Origin of the sequence: Gordonibacter urolithinfaciens, from assembly GCF_900199375.1 — a bacterium.
Taxonomy (GTDB): domain Bacteria; phylum Actinomycetota; class Coriobacteriia; order Coriobacteriales; family Eggerthellaceae; genus Gordonibacter; species Gordonibacter urolithinfaciens.
The window spans coordinates 2,812,324-2,831,744 of sequence record NZ_LT900217.1 but is presented as its reverse complement, the minus strand read 5'-3'; the positions used below and the strand labels follow the sequence as shown (position 1 = coordinate 2,831,744).

Here is a 19,421-nt window from a genome sequence, read left to right as displayed (position 1 = left end):
GTCGCGGGCGCGGCCTAGGCGACGTTGTCCTCGCGAGCGAGGTCGACGTACACCACGTTGTGGGCGACGACGGGCTGGTACATGGCCTTCAGGTGCAGGGGGCCGGGACTGCAGGCGCGCAGGTTCCGGCCCAGGTCCGGGCGGGTGTGGACAAGATGCGCGAACGTGTCCTCGAGCAGCACGGTCTCGTGCAGGCCCTGGCACTCGTGCAGGGCGAGGCAGAGCGCGTCCACCGTGCCCTCGTCGCAGCGGGCGCACCAGTCGAAGTCGGCGATGTCCATGAGCACGACGGCGAAGGCGATGAGCTCCTTGTCGCGCAGGCACGGCACGAGGCGCTCGAGGTCGGTGCGGGCGAGCGGGCGGCCGTCCATGAGCTCGTCGAGGCGCAGCAGCGCGTTTCTCCGCAGGTAGGCGGGCGCATCGCTGGCGGCAAGGGTAACGAGCGGCACCGGGTCGGCGAGCCGGGACACGGCCGCGATCTTGGCGGCGCGGCTGGCGTTCGCGTCGAAGATGCGGGCCAGCGGGTCGAGCCTGCGGGAGCCGGACGGGGCCGGACGGCGCGCCTCGGCGTGCGCGGTCTGGACCAACAGGGCGCTCAAAGCGGCGCGGGGACGGTTGGAGACGGTACTCGTTGCGGGCTTCGTCGTATCGGTTGCTTTCTTCTTCGCGTTCATGGCGTGCCTCCTTCGCGGTCAGCTCATGTCTTGTTCCTCTATCTTCGTTGGGGGTCTCGTCGTCGATCGGTCTGGACGGGTTCTGCAGAGGACGGCCGGTGCTCGGGGATCGCAGGGTGCTCCGGCACCGGCCGCCGTGGGCCCATCATGGGGGTTGCAACGATTACAAGGTCAAGGAACCCCCGGCGCGCCGCCCTTCGGCCGGTTCGATTTCGGCCGCGAGCGGATTTTCGAAGGGGGAATCGTTGCCGGCGCATAACCTTCGCAGAGGCGGAACGCCGCTACGCAGGATGCAATGCGGGACGGGGCGCGGCATGGAGGGCAGAGGATAAAGGTACGCGATGACGCGAGGCGCCTCGGCGCACGGCGCCCCCGCCGCCGAGGTTTCCGATGGAGGCGGGCGGCTGTCGTGGAAGGGAGAAAAAATGGGAGGGGGAGCCAAGTGCTTCCCCTCCCCCTCCCGCCGTAGCCCTGCGGCGGCCCGTCAGCTCCGCCGTGGGCGCAGGATGATTGCTTGGTGCGGGCGGAGCTTCGCGGCGAGGACGTCGGCTCCGTCGTCGGCGCTCACGTCGCCCGCCTCCACGAGGCGCGCGAGACCGCTGCGCGAAACGCCCAGCTTGGCCCGCAGCACCTCGGCCAGGCGCAGGCCCGCAAGGCCTCCGCCGTCGATCTCGACCCGGCAGTCCTCGCGGCCGTCGGGCAGGTCGCCCTCGACGGCGAAGGCGACCTTGCCCCGGCGCGCGCCGTTGCGCCTGAGCAGGCCGACGTCGAGCGCGCACCGCAGCGCCGTCGCAGGATCGTTGCCCGTGAACCGCCCGAGCTCCTCCCGGTCGATGCCTCCCGGGCGCATGCGGCTTATCACGGCGCTGTTCCACACGTTCCCGCACGTGGCGCATCGGTAGACGAGCCACACGTCTAACCGCTTCTTCTGGGCATTCACACGGAACATGCCCGTGGACGTGAACTTCGCGTCAGCACCGCAGGTTCCACAAGGGCGCAGCGCGACCGGCGCGCCGGTCGCCTCCACGCGCCATACAATCGTGTTCATGATGGTTGCTGCCTTCCTTCGCAATTCGAATATGCTCGATTCGGAAGGCAGGCACAGGCGGCACCACGCCGTTATTCAGCTTTTTCATAGGGTAAGCCTCTCTGATCGTCCGGTTCGGCCGGTGGGCCCGTCCGCGATGCGGCCGTGTGCTTGCGCGCCGGCCCAGGGGAGCAGGCACCGTCCGCCGGAAGCGCCGCAGGAGGCGGTGCACCGGACGGGCGATCATAGCTCGCAAGGAACCGACCGCGTGCCGCTTGTCGGCCGGGCGGACGGATGTCGCCCATCGCAAGGCGGCCGCACGTTGCGCGGCAGCGGATGGGACGGATGTATCGCGTGGTTTACCGGTTGGGAGGAACAGTCATGGAAGAGACCTTGTCGATCGGGTTTGCGGGCCGTGCGGCCCGGCTCGCCATCATACCGGGCGCCCCGCCGCGCGTCAACCGCGAAGAGCGCCCGCCGCACCCGATACGCCGAGCGCGGGGCACTGCGGCGGAGCGACGCGGTACAGGCAAATGGCCCGCGACGGCGGGCGCGCGCCTCGAGGGTCAGGCGCGCCCGCTGCGGCCCGAACGCTCGAGCGCCTCGAGGCTCCGCTCGAGCAGCGCGCGGCCAACGGGGCCGCCGTGGGCACACAGGAACGTTTCCGCGCCGGTGCCGAGCAGGGTGTGCCATGCGTCCCCCACGCGCTCCGGCCGGTCGGCGAACGGCGGGAAGACGGACCTCCCGCGGTGGATGAGCGCGTCGCCCACGAGGGCCGCCTCTCCATCGACCACGAAGCTCGCAGAGCACTCCGTGTGGCCGGGCGTTGCTACCACCTTAAGGCAAGATCCGAAGGCGCCCTCGTCGAGCGGCAGGGGGCGCACGTCGGGAACCGGCTCGAACGCCTCGCAGACATGCAGGCGGCGCTGCACCGCCATCACGGCCGCGCCGAGCGGCGTGGCACCGGCGGGCAGGACGCAGCGGCCGGCCCGCACCTGGTCGGCCTCGCCCTCCGGGGCGAAGACGGGGCAGCCGAACCGCCGGCTCCAGGCAGCCGCGTTGCCGGCGTGGTCGCCGTGGGCATGCGTGAGCAGGATGGCGTCGAACGCGTTGAAGCCGAGCCTTTCGAGCTGCGCCTCGATCGCCGCGCGCTCGCCGGGGCACGGCCGTGTCCACCAGGAAGCGCCGGCCGTCGCCCGCCTCCACCGCATAGCAGGCGCTGCGCACGACGCCGACGCGCACGATGCGGGAGCCCTGGGATGTCTGCCATGCGAGGTTTTTCATGCCATGCAGTATAGCAGCCGCCCCGCACCGCGCAGCCGACGGAGCGCGGGTGGAGGCGATGCGTACCCGGGTCGTTGCCGTTCTAGCGGCCGGGGCGCGCCGACCGCATAGCGTGCCGACAGCCTTGCAGGCGCCACCGAACCTGCGCCGCGCTGAAGAGCGTCCGCGGACATCGGCATCTTCCGGACTACGGCCCGGGCGGCGTTGCCTTCGCGCGGAGTCACGCGCCGGCCAGGTCGGCGAGCGTGACCCCGTCGACATAGCGCTCGATAACGTCGTCGAGTCCGGCCCAGAAGCGCACGGTGGTGCACTCCCCCGCGCGCGGGCAGGCCATGCCCTCCTCCAAGTCGAGGCACGCCACGGGCGCCGTGGTCCCCTCGACGGCTCGCAGCACGTCGCCTGCACGCACGGACGCCGCCTCCCGGGCCAGCGCGTAGCCGCCGCCTTTTCCTCGGACGCTGCGCAGCAGGCCCGCCTGCACGAGCGGCCTCGCCAGCTGCTCGAGGTACTTGAGCGAGATGTCCTCGCGCTCCGACACCTCGCGCAGGGCCACCTTGCCCTCCACGCCCGCCTGCGCCACGCACACCATGAGCCGCAGCGCATAGCGTCCCTTCGTCGACACGAGCATCTTTCGTCCTTTCCCATCCCGCAACCACGTCCAGCCTACCCCAAACGCGTCCTGCGCCCCTGGCCATCCAATCGCTTTTGTAAATTCTAGCAAACAAGTAGGATTAAGTCTTGACAATTTCCCGCTTGCCCTTATCTTAATCCTAGCAAACTTATATGATTAAAGAAAGGCACGGCACATGACGACCACGACGCGCGATACGCTCCTCTCCGTCCGCGGGCTTTCCGCCTCGGCCGACGAAACCCCCATCCTGCACGGCATCGACCTCGACGTGGGCGCAGGCGAGACCCATGTCATCATGGGCCCGAACGGCGCGGGCAAGTCCACGCTCGGTCACGTCGTCATGGGCGACAACGCCTACACGGTGGACGGCGGCACGGTCGAGTTCGACGGCCAGGACATCACCGACCTCTCCCCCGACAAGCGCTCGCGCGCGGGGCTGTTCCTCAGCTTCCAGGCGCCCGTCGAGATCCCCGGCGTGCCGCTGTCCAGCTTCCTGCGCGCCACGATGGCGGGCCGCGAGGGCGCCGGCGACCTCAAGGGCAAGCAGTTCCGCAAGCACGTGCGCGCGCTGGCCGACGAGCTGGACATGGACCCGGCCTACCTCGACCGCGAGTTGGGCGTGGGCTTTTCGGGCGGCGAGAAGAAGAAGCTCGAGATGCTGCAATTGCTGCTGCTCGCTCCCAAGCTGGCCATCCTCGACGAGACGGACTCGGGCCTCGACGTGGACGCGCTCGGCGTGGTGTCCCGCGGCATCGACGCGTACCGCCGCTCGACCGGCGGCGCGCTCGTGGTGATCACCCACAACACGCGCATCCTCGAGCACCTCGACGTCGACCGCGTGCACGTCATGGTGCGCGGCCGCATGGCTGCCGAGGGCGACGCGTCGCTCATCGACGCCATCGACGAGCAGGGCTTCGAGCAATTCGAGCAGATCGAGCGCTAGGAGGCCCGCATGCCAAAAGAATTCCGTACCTACGTCGAAGACGTCGACCGCACGCTGTACGACGTGCATGACGCGACCGACGCCTCCCGCTACCTCGACGCGGGCCTCACGCCCGACATCGTCCGCGAGATCTCGGCCAAGAAGGACGAGCCCACCTGGATGCTCGACTTCCGCCTGAAGGCGCTCGACACCTACCAGCGCATGGAGGCACCCGACTGGGGCCCCGGCCTCGAGGGCCTCGACATGGACCACATCGTGACGTACGTGAAACCGAACGCCGAACAGGCGAGCGACTGGGACAGCCTCCCCGACGACGTGAAGAACACGTTCGACCGCCTGGGCATACCGCAGGCCGAGCGCGCCTACCTGGCCGGCGTCGGCGCGCAGTACGACTCCGAGCTGGTGTACCACAACATGCAGAAAACGGCCGCCGACTTAGGGATCGTCTACTCGGGCATCGAGGAGGCGCTGCGCGAGCCGAAGTGGGAGGCGCTCATCCGCGAGAAGTTCATGACGCTCATCCCGCCTGCCGACCACAAGTTCGCCGCGCTGCACGGCGCGGTGTGGAGCGGCGGCTCGTTCGTCTACGTGCCGAAGGGCGTGCAGCTGGACTTCCCCCTGCAAAGCTACTTCCGCCTGAACGCGAAGGGCGCGGGGCAGTTCGAGCACACGCTCATCATCGTGGAGGACGACGCCAGCCTGCACTTCATCGAAGGCTGCTCGGCACCGAAGTACAACGTCGCGAACCTGCACGCCGGCGCGGTGGAGCTGTTCGTGGGCAAGCGCGCGCATCTGCGGTATTCCACGATCGAGAACTGGTCGAAGAACATGTACAACCTCAACACGAAGCGCGCCGTGGTGGAGGAAGGCGGCGGCGTCGAGTGGATCAGCGGGTCGTTCGGCAGCCACGTGGGCTACCTCTACCCCATGTCCATCCTCGCCGGGCGCAAGGCGACCAGCAGCTTCACCGGCATCACGTTCGCCGGCGCGGGCCAGAACCTCGACACCGGCTGCAAGGTGGTGCTGGCCGCGCCCGACACGTCGGCCACCGTGGAGACGAAGTCCATCTCGAAGGGCGGCGGCACGTCCACGTTCCGCTCGTCCATCGTGGCCACCGAGAACGCGCGGAACTCCGCCGCCAGCGTGTCGTGCCAGTCGCTCATGCTGGACGACCTCAGCCGCTCGGACACCATCCCGGCCATGGACATCCGCTGCAAGCACGTGGACATCGGCCACGAGGCCACCATCGGGCGCATCGGCGACGACAAGGTGTTCTACCTGATGAGCCGCGGCGTGTCCGAGGAGGAGGCGCGCACGATGATCGTGAACGGCTTCGCCGACCCCGTGTCGAAGGAGCTGCCACTTGAGTACGCCGTGGAAATGAACAACCTGATCAAGCTTGAAATGGAAGGGGCCATCGGATAATGGGAACCCTCACGATAGAACACGCGAACGCGATGCCCGCCCCCACGTGGCACCGGCTGAAGATGAACGATGCGGACATAGAGCTGCCCGCCGAGCTGAGCGCCGCCCAAAAGGCGGAAGTGTCATGCGAGGAAGGGCTGCGAGGGGAAGCCGATGCGTTCGACGCCGCTTTGGAGGCCATGGACGCAGGTGCCTTTGAGGGTGCGATCAACATGCGCACGGCCGACCCCCTTCCCGTGGCTACCTCGCCCATCACGTCCGCGGGTAACCCTCCCCCCTCCATGGCCGCAGGCGAGCTCGGGGATGAGACCAACAAGCGCGCGGCCGATCGCGGTGACTCCGCAGTTGAACCCGCAAGCGTCCCGACGTCGGCTGCGCACCAGGTTGATGATCAAGAAGTCCTCCCTGCAGCCATGGAAAGCGGAGCTCTTTCGCAGGTTAACGACCAGGCGAATCCGTCTGCAGCCATAGAGGACGGGGCTCTCTCCCTCTACCAGCAGCAGGCGCTTGAGAACCTTTACCTCGCTCCTTCCGACGTGTTCGCCACGGGCATGGGGGACGAGGCGCGGGAGTACCTCGAGTTCGTGGCGGGCGAGCCCATCGTGTTCGCCACGCGCCCTGGCGAGCGCACCTGCGCCACGGTGCGCGTCGAGGGCGTGGACGGCGCGGCCAACGCGGCCGCCATCGACGTCGTTGCCGCTCCGGGCTCGTCGCTGTCGCTCGCCATCGCGCTCGATTCGCCCGCACCGGGCGCGGGCGTCGTGGGCACGCGGCTGCGTGTGTTCGCGGGTGCCGACGCGCGCGTGGACATCATGAGCACGCAGACGCTCGACGACTCGTGGATCGCCCTCGACGACGCGGGCATCGTGGCCGACGAGCGCGCCCGCGTGCAGGTGCGCCACACCGTGCTGGGCGCGGGCCGCTCCTACACCGGGCTCGACGCCGACCTGCGCGGCGACGACGCGCGCCTCGACATCGACACGCGCTACCTGGCCCGCGGCGACCAGCAGCGCGACTTCAACTACGTCGTCCACCAGCGCGGGCGCCGCACCGTCTGCAACCTCGACGCGAACGGCGTGCTGGCTGGCCGCTCGAGCAAGACGCTGCGCGGCACCATCGAGCTCGTGCACGGTTGCAAGGGCTCCGTCGGCTCCGAGCAGGAGACGGTGCTTTTGGCCGACGAGCGCGTGGTGAACCGCACCGTGCCCGTCATCCTCTGCGACGAGGACGACGTGGCCGGCAACCATGGAGCCACCATCGGCCACATACGCCCCGAGCAGCTGCTCTACCTGGCCAGTCGCGGAATCTCGCCCGACGACGCCGAGCGCCTGTTCATCACCGCCACGTATCAAGGAGCGGCCATCGACGCGCCCGACGAACGCACCCGAACCGCCGTCGCCCGCCTCGCCGCCGCGCGCGGGATCGACATAGAGGAGGCCGTCGCATGATCAACCCGATCGATATCGCCGCGAACCCCTACAAGCAGGACTTCCCCCTGCTGGCGGCCAACCCCGACCTCGCCTTCCTCGACAGCGCGGCCACGGCCCAGCGCCCCGCCGTCGCCCTCGACGCGCAGCGCGACTTCTACGAGACCATGAACGCGAACGCGCTGCGCGGCCTCTACCGCCTGTCGGTGGAGGCCACCGAGGCCATCGAGGAGGCCCGCGCCCACGTCGCGCGGTTCATCGGGGCCGCCGACGCGCGCGAGATCGTGTTCTGCCGCAACGCGAGCGAGGCGCTCAACCTCGTGGCGCTCGCCTTCGCGCCCACCGTGCTCGAGCCGGGCGACGAGGTGTGCATCACCATCATGGAGCACCACTCGAACCTCATCCCTTGGCAACAGGCTTGCCGCGCCGCGGGCGCGCGCCTCGTGTACCTCTTCCCCGACGAGGACGGCGTGATCTCGGAGGCGGAGCTCGACGCGAAGATCGGCCCGCGCACGAAGATCGTCGCCGCCGCGCAGGTGTCGAACGTCCTCGGCATCGAGAACCCTGTTCCGGCCATGGCCCGGCGCGTGCACGCGCACGGGGGCTTCATGGTGGTGGACGGCGCGCAATCGGTGCCGCATATGCCCGTGAACGTGCAGGAGCTCGGCTGCGATTTCTTCGCATTCTCGGCGCACAAGGCGCTCGGGCCCTTCGGCGTGGGCGTGCTGTGGGGCAAGCTCGACCTGCTGGAGGCCATGCCGCCCTTCCTCACGGGCGGCGAGATGATCTCGTCGGTCACGCAGGACGGGGCCGTATGGGCCCCGGTGCCCGAGAAGTTCGAGGCCGGCACGCAGGACGCCGCCGGCATCGTGGGCACCGCCGCCGCGCTCGGCTACCTCGAGGGCATCGGCTGGAACGCGCTGCAGGCGCGCGAGCAGGCGCTCGTGCGCACGGCCATGGAGCGCATGGCGGCGCTGCCGTACCTCGAGATCATCGGCCACCCCGACCCGGCGCAGCACCACGGCGCCATCAGCTTCAACGTGCGCGGCATCCACCCGCACGACGTGGCCAGCATCCTCGACGAGCGCAACGTGGCCATCCGCGCCGGACATCACTGCGCCCAGCCCCTACTCGCATGGCTCGGGGTGGAATCGTGCTGCCGCGCGTCGCTCGCGTTCTACAACGACGAGGGCGATATCGACGCGCTCATCGCCGGCTTGGACACCGTTTGGAGGACCTTCAATGGCTAGCATCTACACCGCGGCGCTCATGGAGCACAACGCGCATCCCGACTACAAGTACGAGATGGACGAGCCCACGTGCACGCACGACGGCGTGAACCCCAGCTGCGGCGACGAGCTGACGCTGGCGCTGCGCCTCAACGGCGACGTGATCGAGGAAGCCGCTTTCACCGGCCACGGCTGCGCCGTGAGCCAGGCGGCCGCCGACATGATGGCCGACCTCGTCACCGGCGAGACGGTCGACGAAGCGCGCCGCCTGAGCGGCCTCTACCTCGACATGATCAAGGGCCGCCCGCTCACCGACGAGGAACGCGAAGACCTCGACGAGGCCGCCGAGCTGGCGACCATCTCCCGCATGCCCGCCCGCGTCAAGTGCGCCGAGCTGGCCTGGAGGACGCTGGAGAAGCTGTTGGAGAAGGAAACGGCAGCAGGACGCGAGGCGCGGTGACGCCAAAACTGGGGCCTTCTGCCAGAAAACGGCCGGTTTGGCAATCGAAAAGCAGCTTGAACGACGCGACGCGAGAAGCCAGACCGCGTTTCCCTAGCTCACGTTTTCTGGAAGCGTAGCGGCCTTGGAGGAGGTTTGCCAAACTGCTCGTTTTTTGACACAGGCGCCCGAATTCCGTAGCAAAGCCCGCAGAGCCGGAGCCGCAGACTGTCATCCGCCAAGCCTTAAACGAGTTCGTCCCGCTTACGTGCGGCAAGGCGCTCCCACGCCTTCCACAGGCCGAAGCCGATCAGGCCGCCGGCGACGTTGAGGATGACGTCGTCCACGTCCACGACGCGGTACAGGTAACCTGCCACGGCGAGCCCCACGACCAACTGCGCGAGCTCGATGGCAACCGAGCAGGCTGCGAGGACGAGCGCCGCCGCAGGCAGCCGGCGCAGGCGGTCGGACAGCAGCGGAAGCATGAGTCCCAGCGGCACGAACATGAGCACGTTGCCGCCCACGATGATGGTCGCGATCGACCACCACCAGCCGGTTTGCGCCGCATCAGCCACCGTGCGCGCGATGCCGGCGAAAGGCACGAGATTGTACGAGATCCCCCAAGTAGGCGCATAGCCCATCCCGCCCTCAACCGGCAGCGGGAACAGCGTCACCGCCGCCACCGCGCCCACATAGGCGGTAAGCGCCAGGTAAAGGCACGTCCGTCTCGCCCCTGTTCGGCGCACAAAACACACGACCAGAACCGCCACGAGCGCAACGCCTGTCGGCACGACCACGAATCCCCGCTCCAGCATCGCCGCACCCGCCTTTCGCCGCACCCGCTTACGTCAACCTCCATTATACCGACGGCAGCGCCCCTACATCACCTGGTGTCGCCGGAAGGCGCGGGCGGCGAGGGGCGCGCAAACGGCCAGCACGACCGCGTACAGGATCGCGAGCAGTCCCACCAGGTCGATCACAAGCGGCCCTAGGGGATACGACACGAGCGAGTTGTAGAGCACCTGGTCGTTCAACGCGTTGATCGGGAACAGGTAGAGCGCGTGCAGGATCGCGCCGCTGCCGCCCGAGGGGATCATGCCGGGAAGGAAGACAAGCGCGGCGCACACGGCGAAGATGGCCAGCTGGGAGCGCAGCTTCGACGATAGCAGCAGCGTGAGGGCCGCGAGGCCGAGCGTCATGAGGTAGCCGAGCCCGATCGCCGTCCACGCGGCCTCGGCCGTCGTGAGGTCGTAGGGGATGCCGAGGGCCAGCACCTGCACGGGCAGATCGCCGCCCTCCGCGCCGAAGAACGCGAGCGCCACGCCCACGATGACGGCCGTCGCCAGCGCATAGTACGCGGTGGCGAACAGAAGCGACGCGACGATCTTCGCCGCCACCAGCTTGGAGCGCCCGTAGCGCGCAGCCAGCAGCACGGCGTCGGTGCGGTCCTGGTACTCGCCGGCGAACACGGGCGTCAGCACCACGCACACCGCCACCATCGCGAACGAGAGGAAGCCGAGGCACGCCAGCACGTCGCCCCATCCGCCGGCGTAGCCGTACGAGAGCGGCTCGCCCACCGCGGCCTGCTTCTCCGTCCAATAGGCGCGCTCGGCGTCCGAGTACGCCCAGGTGCCGCCCATGCCGTCGTCGAGCGCACGCTGCAGCGAATCCGCGACGGCCCCGTAGAAGCCGGCGACGTCCTCGTCGCCCAACTGCGCCGCCACTTGGTACTGCTCCATCGAGCCCGCGATCCACGGCGAGAGCAGGTACGAGTAGTACGTGTCGTAGATGGCGCGGAACTCGTCCTCGTCGTAAGCCTCCTTCATGACGGCGTACGCGGCCTCGGCGCTCAGGCCCTCCACCTGGGCCGGATCGACCTTCGAGAACGCGAGCGCCCGATACGCGGCCACCTCCTCCTGCACGCGCTCGACGGTGAGCACGCCCTCGTGCGCCTCGGCGCGCGCCTTCTGCTGGGCAATGGCGGCGGTGCCGCCCAGAATCTCTCCCGTGCTCGACGACGTCTTCGTCTGCACCACGTTGAGCGCCATGATCACGCAGAGCAGCGCCATGATGCCCGCGCTCACCATCTGCGACGTGCGCCGCGCGAGCAGCTTCTTGAACTCGAACTTCACCAGGTCAAGCATGTCGGCCTCCTTGGGAAACGGATGCAACGGGCTCGACGGGCTCCATCGCCTCGTCTCGGAACACATGGAGGTACACGTCCTCCAGCGTCGGCTCGAGCGGGCGCGCGCACGGCACGGGGGGCTCGTCTGCCACGACGCGCGCCACCGCATGGCCGTCGGCGGCGTAGTGGACGTTGCCCACGCAGCTCGTCGCGGCCAGCGCTTCGGCCTGCCGCACGTCAACGTGGCACTCCCACACCTTCCCCGCAACGGTGGCCACCACCTCGGCCGGCGCGCCGCGCATGATGAAAGAGCCCGCGCGCATGACCAGGATCTCGTCGGCGACGTACTCCACATCCGACACGATGTGCGTGGACAGGACGACGATCTTGTCCTGCGCGAAGCTGGCGATGAGGTTGCGGAAGCGCACACGCTCCTTCGGATCGAGCCCGGCCGTGGGCTCGTCGAGCACGAGGACGGCTGGGTCGTTCAGCACGGCCTGCGCGATGCCGAGGCGCTGCTTCATGCCGCCGGAGAACGTGCGCACCTTGACGCGGGCCACGTCGGCGAGCCCCACCGTCTCCAGCAGCTCGAGCGAGCGACGGCGCGCCGCGTGGCGGTCGATGCCCTTGAGCGCGGCCAGGTACAGCATGAAGTCGAGCGCCGTGAAATCGGGGTAGTAGCCGAAATCCTGCGGCAGGTAGCCCAGGCAGGCACGGTACCCGTCGCCGAGCGCGCGCACGTCGCGGCCGTCGAAGCGGATCTCGCCGGACGTGGGTCGCAGCACGTCGCACACCATGCGCATGAGGGTGGTCTTGCCCGCGCCGTTCGCGCCCAGAAGGCCGTACACGCCGGGCCCGAGGGTCGCCGACACGCGGTCGACGGCGATCTTCGACCCGAACTGCTTGCTCAGCCGGTCAATCGTCAGTTCCATGGAGGTTGCTCCTTTCTTTCGCTATCGTAGGGTCGAGGAGGACGCGAGCTTGTCGAGCCCGCCCGCGATGCAGCCGAGCCACGCGCGCGCCTCGCGGGCGGCCCACGCGGCCGAGGCCGCCGCCACGAGCGCCCACGCCCACGCCGAGGCCTGGGCGTACGCGTCCGGCACCAGGGAGAACGCCGCATAGGCCGCCGCCATCACCAAGAGCGTCCACGCGAAGCCGAGCGGCAGCGCCTGCGACGGCGGGCAGCGGCGCACGAGCACGAGCGCCCCCGCGCACGAGAGGAAGTACGGGGCACAGGCATGCACGAGCGAGGCGAAGGGATCGGCCCCCAGCAGAAGCGGGGCCGAGAGCACGATGGCCGTGAGCACCGCCACGTCCGAGCATCCCAGCACGATGAGCCGCGCGAGCGCGACCGCCCGGCTGTCGAAGCGGCAGGCGTACTCGAGCTCGGCCACGCGGTTGGCGGCGCTGGACAGCAGATCCGGCAGGCCCACGAGCACCGTCGCCGCCGCCAGCACGCCCGAGGCGAGCGAGAGGTCGCGCGGGGCGCTGTCGCCGAGCAGGCAGAGCGCCACCATGGCGGCCACGAGCGCGAGCTGGGCCGCCCACACCTGCGGGCGGATGAAGCGCGCCTGCGCGGCCACGAATCCGGCGAACGACATCGGCTGCACCGCCCCGCGCGCCGGCAGGGCCGCCTCGGCGCGCACGGCCGCGAGGGTCGCGGCCTTGGCATCCGCGTCCGGCCCGCCGCGCTCGGCGCGGTAGTGCGCCCGCAGCAGCTGCTCGACCTCGCGTTTTCCCATTTCGCCGCTCATGAGCCTTCCCTTCCTTCCAGCCCCCGCTTCAGCTCGGCCAGCGCCCTGTTGAGCCGGCGGTTCACCGCGAACCGCGACACGCCCAGCACGCTGGCAATCTCACCCACCTTGAATCCCTGGTCGAAGCGCAGCTCCACCACCTCCCGCAGGTCGGGATCGAGCGCCTCCACCAGCGCACCCACCTCGCTGCCCGCGCACGCGGCCGCCGGGTCGGCGTCGGGCGAGCGGTCGGGCACGTCCACGTCGAGCGGGGCGGCGGGCGGCCGCTTCGCGCGCGCCGCGTCGATGCAGAGGTTGCGCGCGATGGTGAACAGGTACGCGAGCGGCTTGCCGTCCGACGGCGAGCACCCGCTGCGCACGAAGCGCAGGAATGTCTCCTGCGCCACGTCCGGCGCGTCGTCGTAGGACGGCGCATGCCGTCGGCAGTACGCCAGCACGTCGTCGTAGTGCTCCTCGACCAAGCGATCGAACGCCTCGCCGTCCCGCAACCGATTCTTCAAGCCCCGCTTCACCTCCTCTGCCCTGTATAACGAATCCTACCCGCGATCCGTGCGGGCGCCGGTGAAAAAACCCGGATCGCCCGCCCCCCCCCCAACGATCCGGCATCCGGCGGCGGAACCAGACTCCCCCTTGACCCTCACGCGGCGTGAGGCCGTAGCATGGGGCGCGCACCCGACAGAAAGGACACCTCATGAACGTGCAACCCGTTCGCTCCGACGCAGCCTACCGCGCCATGATGGCCGCGCCCGCCGGCAAGCGCGGCGACCTGTACCGCTACGAGCTCATGGCCCCCTTCAAGGAGAAATGGGACTGCTACCGCGTGCCGCTCAAGGCGGCGGAACCCGGCGGCTACGACGTGGTCATGGCCAGCGAGATGCTCGGCATCCTGCCGCCCGCCCAGGTGGACGAAAACCGCGCCGAAGCCGTGCGCCTCCTCGGCGACGACGCCTTCTGGGACGCGTGCCGGCGCTCCGTCGAGCGCTCGCTCTCGCGCTTCTCCGCACGCGGCATCGAGCTTCCGCGGCAGGACTACCGCTTCACCGTGCTGCTGGCGAACCCCGGCCATCCCGTCGTGCGCGCGAGCGAGGGCTACTGCGGCGACGGCGGCATCCCCGGATCCATCCTCGCCTGGCTCGACCCGAACGAGTCGACGATGCGCCGCCTGCCCGCCGCGCTCGCGCACGAGGCGAACCACAACGTGCGCTTCCAGTTCGTGAAGTGGAGAGACGACATCGCGCTCGGGGAGATGCTGGTGAGCGAGGGCCTGGCCGAGAACTTCGCCGTGGAGCTGTTCGGCGAGGAGCTGGCGGGGCCGTGGGTCACGCGCACCACGCCGGAGGCGCTCGCGCAGGTGAAGCCGCTCGTGCGCGCAGGCCTGGAAGCACAGGGCCTCGCCGAGCTGTCCGCCTACCTCTACGGCGACGAGACGGCCGCGCTCATGGGCTACCCCACGCGCGGCGTCCCCTACTGCGCCGGCTACGCCTGCGGATACCACCTGGTAAGGCGCTTCCTCGACGAGACGGGGGCCGACATCGCGGAGGCCACCTTCCTGCCCGCCGCCGACATCCTCGACGCCGCCCGCGGCTTCTGGGAGTGAGTCAAGGGGGCTGCCGGGCCTATTCCCCTCCCGAGGGCTCCACCCTCAGGCCGCGCGTGAGGAACGGAGGGAAGTCGTCGTAGGCCGCCGGCGGAACCGGCCTCGGATCGGCCGCAGCATAGTTCGGCGCAGGCGCGGCCGCGACGCCCGCGAACCGCACGGGCACGCCCGGCGAAGTGTAGAAGCTCTGCCCCTTCTGGATATGAAAGTGCAGGTGCGGATGCGAGCTGCAGCCCGAGCTTCCGCAGAATCCGACACGCTGCCCGCGTTGCACGTGCCGGCCCGCCTCCACCAGCACGCCGCCCGGCCTCAGATGGCACAGGCACGAGAACTCGTCGTTCCCGTGGTCGATGAGAACGTAGTTGCCGCGAATGTCACCGCCGCCGAAGTGCACCGTCTCATCAAGCATGATCTGCGCATTCGGGCACGACGTCCCCACTTCCGCCACGACGCCGTCGGCGGGCGCAAGCACCGGCAAGCCGTAGCAGTAGTACGAGGCAGGATCGGCCGGATCGGCGTCGGGCGGGCAGTTGCGCCCCTCGTCGTCGAGCACCACGAAGTCGTAGGCGTAGCGCTGGGTGAGCACGCCCCATGAATGCGACGTCTCCTTGTCCACGCCGCCGTTGACCACCGTCCAAGCACCCTCGAACGGCAGGGCGTACTCCTCCTGCGAGGCCCCCTTGCGCTTGTCGGGCTCCTTGCCGTTGTAGCGAACGGCCATCGCCATGAGCCCTCCGACCTGCTTCGCCGACTGTAAAAAGAGCGCGGCTTTCTTGCCCACGGCGACCCCTTCCCGTCAGCGCTGCAGCGGGCGGTAGACGACGCAGTTGTTCGGCGTCTCGTACATCTCCACCTGGGACACGGGAAGCCCCTGCTCCGCCAGGCAGTCGCAGAAGTAGCGCGCCAGGTTCTCCGCCGTGGTGCGGAAGGGCACGATGAACAGGCTGAACCCCTCGGCCTCGAGCGCCGCCAGCGTCGCCGGGGCGAGCGAGCCCTCCTCCACGAGGAAGGTGTGGTCCAGCGCGTCGGCCAGCTCGCGCACCGCGCGCTTGAACACGCCGAAGTCGAGCACCATGCCCTTCATCGTGCCCTCGGTTTGCAGGTCGTCCACCGCCAGATGCACCACCGCGCGCCAACGGTGGCCGTGCAGATTCTCGCACTTGCCGTAGTAGTCGGTGAGAAAATGGGCCGAATCGAAGCTGGCCTCGGTCTTCAGTCCGTACATGCATGCTCCTTCGCCTTCGCCGCGTCGTTTGCCGCATCATAGCACGGAAGTCCGGCGCTCTTCATCGGGGCAAGGCGACCGTTCCAGATGGCGTCAGCTTCAGCCACGTCGCCGCATTTCGCAATGCAACGTTTCGCGTCTCTCGACTTCATCCACGTCGGACCACGAATCTGGCTGCCGGCTCGCGGCCTTGGCGGCGAGAACCCGCTGGCTCAATACGAGCTCCTCCCGGATAGACGACGATACGAGGATGGCCAACGCGGCGCTCGCAAAGGTACCGACAAAGTAGCACTCGGCAAACTCCTTGGCATCGAGCATCTTGAAGCGCGCGATGCCCTTGGCCGCCGGCACGAAGGCGCTTGCGCCGTACTGCTCGCAGGGCGCAAGCGCGGAGATGACGGTTCGCTCCGTTGCCATCGATCATTAGCAGCAGTATTCGTTGCTATCATTGTCTAGCAACGAATACTGCTGCCAGAGCGCAGAGCTTCCACCATGAGAGGCCCGGGATTTTCGAGCCCCGGGCCTCTAAGCTCCGTTAGCGACCTAGGCCCGCGCCGCTACTCGGCGTAGTCATGGATCACGGCCTCGATGTTGTTGCCCTCGGGGTCGTAGACGAACGCTGCGTAGTAGCCGGGATGGTAGTCGCGAGGGCCGGGGGCTCCGTTGTCGGTGCCGCCGGCGGCGAGCGCCGCCTCGTAGAAGGCCCTCACCTGGGCGGCGTCCTCTGCGAGGAAGGCGACATGCGCGGGGACGGGCTCGGCGCCCTCGGGCAGCGGGGCCACCCACATATCGCCCGGCTCGCCCTCCACGTGCAGCTGCAGACCGCCGGGATACTCGATGCCCCGCACGTAGCCGAGCGGCTCCAGGGCCGCCGCGTAGAAGGCCTTGGCTCCCTCGACGTCCTTCACCTTCACGCTCATATGGTCGATCATCGCGATCCTTTCTCTCGGGGAATGCCGTCGCCGGCAAGTGTAGCACGCCAGGGCGCACCCGCGCCCTCCCTGCAGCGCCCGGAACGCCGGCGGCCGCCCGCGTGCAGCCGTGCCCCCGCATGCAGAGCGCCTGCAGGGGCTCGCGCGAGGAACGCGGCAGGCGTGCCGGGCGCCCCCCCCGACCGAGCCGGCGCGAGCAGGGCCGAACGCCCCGTCCGCCCGAATCCGAACAGGCTGCCCGCCCAAGCGTGCAGTTTTGCTGACGAGCAGGCCGCCGGTTCGCCATCTCGGACCACCTACGGGCCCGCGTGCCGTACAATCGGGGAAACGCTTTCAGACGCGACGGAAAGAGGACCCTATGGCAGACCAGGTCAACGCCCCCTCGTTGGGCTTCATCGGATTCGGGAACATGGCGCAGGCCATGGCAAGGGGGCTCGTGGAGGCGGGCGCGCTGCCGGGCGGGCGCATCTACGCGACCGCCGCGCATTTCGACAAGCTGCAGGCGAGCACGGCCGCGCTGGGCGCGCACGCCTGCGAGACGGCGCAGGACGTGGTTCAGGCGAGCGACTTCGTGGTGGTAGCCGTGAAGCCGCACCTCGTGGCGCAGGTGCTCGAGCCCGTGCGCGACATGCTGGCCGCGCCCGGCAAGGCCGTGATCTCGGTGGCCGCCGGCTGCGGCTTCGAGCTCTACGAGGAGGTCCTCGCGCCCGGCACGCACCACCTGAGCACCATCCCCAACACGCCCATCGCCGTGGGTGCGGGCGTGGTGGCCTGCGAGCAGCGCCATTCCCTCGACGATGCCGAGCTTGCGGCTTTCGAGGAGCTGTTCGGCCAGGTGGCTCTCATCGAATGGGTGGACGGCAAGCTGCTGTCCACCGCCAGCGCCATCGCCGGCTGCGGCCCCGCCTTCGCGGCCATGTTCCTGGAGGCGCTGGGCGACGCCGGCGTGAAGCACGGGCTGCCGCGCGCTGCCGCGTACCGCCTGGCCGCCCAGATGATGATGGGCACCGCGAAGCTGCATCTGGAGACGGGCACGCACCCCGGCGCCATGAAGGACGCCGTGTGCTCGCCGGGCGGCACCACCATCAAGGGCGTCGCCTCGCTCGAGAAGGACGCCTTCCGCGGCGCCGTGGTAAACGCCATCGACGCCATCGAGGGATAGGCGCCGCCGGCTGCAGCCGGCACCCAGCCCGCACCGGCGCCTGCGTTCCGCACCCTCGCGCACTCGCAGCGGCGCTCCGCCCCCCCCCGCGGGCGCGCCGCTGAGCGCCATGACCGGCCCGGCGCCCGCCGGCCGCGACATCAGCCCTTCCGGCGACGCAGGCGGTACGCGTAGACCAGCGACACGAGCAGGCTCGCCACGGCGATGCCGATGGCGATCTCCATGGTGTGCGCGAACCCCTCATCGTAGGCAGCCGCCTTAGCCAAGCCGCGCGACGTGCCGGCGAGCACGTCGGCGGACAGCACGCCCACGAACAGCGACGAGCCGATGGCCGAGGCTATCTGGATGAACGCCGAGTTGATGGACGAGGCATGCGCGTACAGGCTCGACGGAAGCTGGACGAGCGCCGTGGTCTTCGAGGGCGCCACCACCAGGCCGAGCCCCACGTAGGCCACGGCGGAGGCCAGCACGACCAGCGCGAGCAGCGGCCGTCCCGCCGCGAGCGCGACGCCCGCCAGTCCGAGCGCCGTCAAGGCGAAGCCGAAGGGCACAAGGGGCCAGATGCCCCTCCTATCAAGCAGCCGTCCGCCCACGACGTCGGACAGCGCGTTCGCCAGCACCGGCCCGGCCAGCAGCGTGCCGGCGAGGAACGCGGAGAACCCCAGCGCCCCCTCGTAGTACAACGGCAGCAGGATGCTGAGCGAGAACGATGCCATCATGCCCAGCATGACCAGCAGCTCGCCCACGGCGAACCCGGGGTTCCCGAGCGGCCTCAAGTTGAGAAGCGGGTCCTTCAGGGCCAGCTGGCGCCAGGCGAACAGGCCCAGCACCGCCACGCCGGCCGCCAGCACTGCGAGCGACGGCAGCGGGTCGCGGAACACCTCGCCCAGCCCGTAGACGAGCGCCCCCAGGCCCACCAGGCCCAGCACCACGCTCAAGGGGTCGACCGCGCCCGCGCCGCGCGGCCCCACCTCGCGCAGGCGGAAGAACCCCACGGCAAGCAGCAGCACCGCCAAGGCGAGGGGCAAGGCGAACAGCGCGTGCCGGCCGAGCCCCGTGAGCACCAGGCCGGACGCTACGGGGCTCACGGCAAGGCCCGCCGCCACGGTGCCGCTGTTCATGGCCAGGTGCGTGCCGCGCCTGGCCGGATCGGAGTTCGCCATGATGAAGCTGGTCACGGCAGGGTAGAACAGGCCGGTGCACACGGCCTGCACGAGCCGCCCCGCCAAAAGCACCCAGAAGTCGGGGGCGAGCAGGGCCAGCCCGCTTCCCAAGGCAAGCGCGCCGCAGCCTATGAGGAACACCGTGCGCAGCCCCAGGCGCCGCAGCAGGAACGCCGCGAGCGCGATGGACGTGGCGGCCACTACCATGTAGCCGGTCACGAGCCAGTTCGCCGTGGAGAGCGTCACGCCGAACTCGTCCGCTACCTGCGGCAGGGCGATGTTCATCATGCTCTGCGCGAACGAGGCGGCAAACGAGCACGCGAGCAGCAGCGGGAGCTGCGCACGCGCCTCCTTGCCACCCGCCTTCACCGTCGTCCGCACCGC

General features: G+C 69.5%; 21 protein-coding genes. 7 read left to right on the top strand and 14 right to left on the bottom strand.

The window, feature by feature from the left end:
• Positions 1-14: 14 nt before the first annotated feature.
• The 4 genes from BN3560_RS12135 to BN3560_RS12120 form a co-directional block, all read right to left on the bottom strand.
• Positions 15-674, bottom strand: coding sequence for a hypothetical protein (locus tag BN3560_RS12135; protein ID WP_096228253.1), 660 nt, complete (start codon positions 672-674; stop codon positions 15-17).
• Positions 675-1,158: 484 nt separating this feature from the next.
• Positions 1,159-1,722, bottom strand: coding sequence for a DUF1062 domain-containing protein (locus tag BN3560_RS12130; RefSeq protein ID WP_096228252.1), 564 nt, complete (start codon positions 1,720-1,722; stop codon positions 1,159-1,161).
• Positions 1,723-2,267: 545 nt separating this feature from the next.
• Positions 2,268-2,912 carry an MBL fold metallo-hydrolase gene (locus BN3560_RS12125; protein ID WP_096228251.1) on the bottom strand — a complete coding sequence of 215 codons (645 nt, stop codon included), beginning with the start codon at positions 2,910-2,912 and terminating at the stop codon, positions 2,268-2,270.
• A 293-nt stretch (positions 2,913-3,205) separates the two neighbouring features.
• A complete protein-coding gene (locus BN3560_RS12120) occupies positions 3,206-3,613 on the bottom strand; it encodes an RrF2 family transcriptional regulator (RefSeq protein WP_087190489.1) in 408 nt (135 codons plus the stop codon).
• 178 nt (positions 3,614-3,791) lie between these two features.
• Between BN3560_RS12120 and sufC the strand changes: the two genes are divergently transcribed.
• From sufC to sufU, 5 genes are read left to right on the top strand one after another with little or no spacing between them, the layout of a single operon-like run.
• The gene (gene sufC / locus BN3560_RS12115; protein ID WP_096228250.1) at positions 3,792-4,559 is read left to right on the top strand and encodes a Fe-S cluster assembly ATPase SufC; all 768 of its coding nucleotides are present in this window, start codon (positions 3,792-3,794) and stop codon (positions 4,557-4,559) included.
• Positions 4,560-4,568: 9 nt separating this feature from the next.
• Positions 4,569-5,984, top strand: coding sequence for a Fe-S cluster assembly protein SufB (sufB, locus tag BN3560_RS12110; RefSeq protein ID WP_096228249.1), 1,416 nt, complete (start codon positions 4,569-4,571; stop codon positions 5,982-5,984).
• The gene (locus BN3560_RS12105; RefSeq protein WP_096228248.1) at positions 5,984-7,432 is read left to right on the top strand and encodes a SufB/SufD family protein; all 1,449 of its coding nucleotides are present in this window, start codon (positions 5,984-5,986) and stop codon (positions 7,430-7,432) included. Before sufB ends, BN3560_RS12105 begins: the two co-directional genes overlap by 1 nt.
• Positions 7,429-8,661: an aminotransferase class V-fold PLP-dependent enzyme gene (locus BN3560_RS12100; RefSeq protein ID WP_096228247.1), complete on the top strand. Its 1,233-nt coding sequence runs from the start codon at positions 7,429-7,431 to the stop codon at positions 8,659-8,661. Before BN3560_RS12105 ends, BN3560_RS12100 begins: the two co-directional genes overlap by 4 nt.
• Positions 8,654-9,100: a Fe-S cluster assembly sulfur transfer protein SufU gene (sufU, locus tag BN3560_RS12095; protein WP_096228246.1), complete on the top strand. Its 447-nt coding sequence runs from the start codon at positions 8,654-8,656 to the stop codon at positions 9,098-9,100. Before BN3560_RS12100 ends, sufU begins: the two co-directional genes overlap by 8 nt.
• 224 nt (positions 9,101-9,324) lie before the next feature.
• Here the strand turns inward: sufU and BN3560_RS12090 are convergent, their stop codons facing one another.
• The 5 genes from BN3560_RS12090 to BN3560_RS12070 all read right to left on the bottom strand — a co-directional run bounded on the left by BN3560_RS12090 (position 9,325) and on the right by BN3560_RS12070 (position 13,458).
• Entirely contained in the window at positions 9,325-9,894 is a 570-nt protein-coding gene (locus tag BN3560_RS12090) for a VanZ family protein (protein ID WP_096228245.1), read from the bottom strand.
• Between the two features lie 63 nt (positions 9,895-9,957).
• Complete coding sequence (locus tag BN3560_RS12085; RefSeq protein WP_096228244.1) at positions 9,958-11,223, bottom strand: ABC transporter permease subunit; 1,266 nt, start codon at positions 11,221-11,223, stop codon at positions 9,958-9,960.
• Positions 11,216-12,136, bottom strand: a complete 921-nt coding sequence (locus BN3560_RS12080) for an ABC transporter ATP-binding protein (RefSeq protein ID WP_096228243.1) — start codon at positions 12,134-12,136, stop codon at positions 11,216-11,218. Before BN3560_RS12080 ends, BN3560_RS12085 begins: the two co-directional genes overlap by 8 nt.
• A gap of 21 nt (positions 12,137-12,157) precedes the next feature.
• Positions 12,158-12,958, bottom strand: coding sequence for a hypothetical protein (locus tag BN3560_RS12075; RefSeq protein WP_096228242.1), 801 nt, complete (start codon positions 12,956-12,958; stop codon positions 12,158-12,160).
• On the bottom strand, positions 12,955-13,458 hold the full coding sequence (locus tag BN3560_RS12070) for an RNA polymerase sigma factor (RefSeq protein WP_096228241.1): 504 nt from the start codon (positions 13,456-13,458) through the stop codon (positions 12,955-12,957). Before BN3560_RS12070 ends, BN3560_RS12075 begins: the two co-directional genes overlap by 4 nt.
• Before the next feature lie 191 nt (positions 13,459-13,649).
• On the opposite strand from BN3560_RS12070, the gene BN3560_RS12065 reads away from it, so the two are divergent.
• Complete coding sequence (locus BN3560_RS12065; RefSeq protein ID WP_096228240.1) at positions 13,650-14,555, top strand: DUF2268 domain-containing putative Zn-dependent protease; 906 nt, start codon at positions 13,650-13,652, stop codon at positions 14,553-14,555.
• A 19-nt stretch (positions 14,556-14,574) separates the two neighbouring features.
• Here BN3560_RS12065 and BN3560_RS12060 read toward each other — a convergent pair whose 3' ends face one another.
• From BN3560_RS12060 to BN3560_RS12045, 4 genes are all read right to left on the bottom strand, one after another.
• The gene (locus BN3560_RS12060; RefSeq protein ID WP_096228239.1) at positions 14,575-15,336 is read right to left on the bottom strand and encodes a M23 family metallopeptidase; all 762 of its coding nucleotides are present in this window, start codon (positions 15,334-15,336) and stop codon (positions 14,575-14,577) included.
• A gap of 15 nt (positions 15,337-15,351) precedes the next feature.
• Positions 15,352-15,780, bottom strand: coding sequence for a 6-pyruvoyl trahydropterin synthase family protein (locus BN3560_RS12055; RefSeq protein ID WP_096228238.1), 429 nt, complete (start codon positions 15,778-15,780; stop codon positions 15,352-15,354).
• 99 nt (positions 15,781-15,879) lie between these two features.
• Positions 15,880-16,197, bottom strand: a complete 318-nt coding sequence (locus tag BN3560_RS14565) for a hypothetical protein (RefSeq protein WP_194073893.1) — start codon at positions 16,195-16,197, stop codon at positions 15,880-15,882.
• Positions 16,198-16,337: 140 nt separating this feature from the next.
• On the bottom strand, positions 16,338-16,712 hold the full coding sequence (locus BN3560_RS12045; protein WP_096228237.1) for a VOC family protein: 375 nt from the start codon (positions 16,710-16,712) through the stop codon (positions 16,338-16,340).
• Positions 16,713-17,070: 358 nt separating this feature from the next.
• Between BN3560_RS12045 and proC the strand changes: the two genes are divergently transcribed.
• On the top strand, positions 17,071-17,874 hold the full coding sequence (proC, locus tag BN3560_RS12040; RefSeq protein WP_096228236.1) for a pyrroline-5-carboxylate reductase: 804 nt from the start codon (positions 17,071-17,073) through the stop codon (positions 17,872-17,874).
• A 140-nt stretch (positions 17,875-18,014) separates the two neighbouring features.
• Here proC and BN3560_RS12035 read toward each other — a convergent pair whose 3' ends face one another.
• Positions 18,015-19,418: an MFS transporter gene (locus BN3560_RS12035; RefSeq protein WP_227115400.1), complete on the bottom strand. Its 1,404-nt coding sequence runs from the start codon at positions 19,416-19,418 to the stop codon at positions 18,015-18,017.
• Positions 19,419-19,421: the final 3 nt, after the last annotated feature.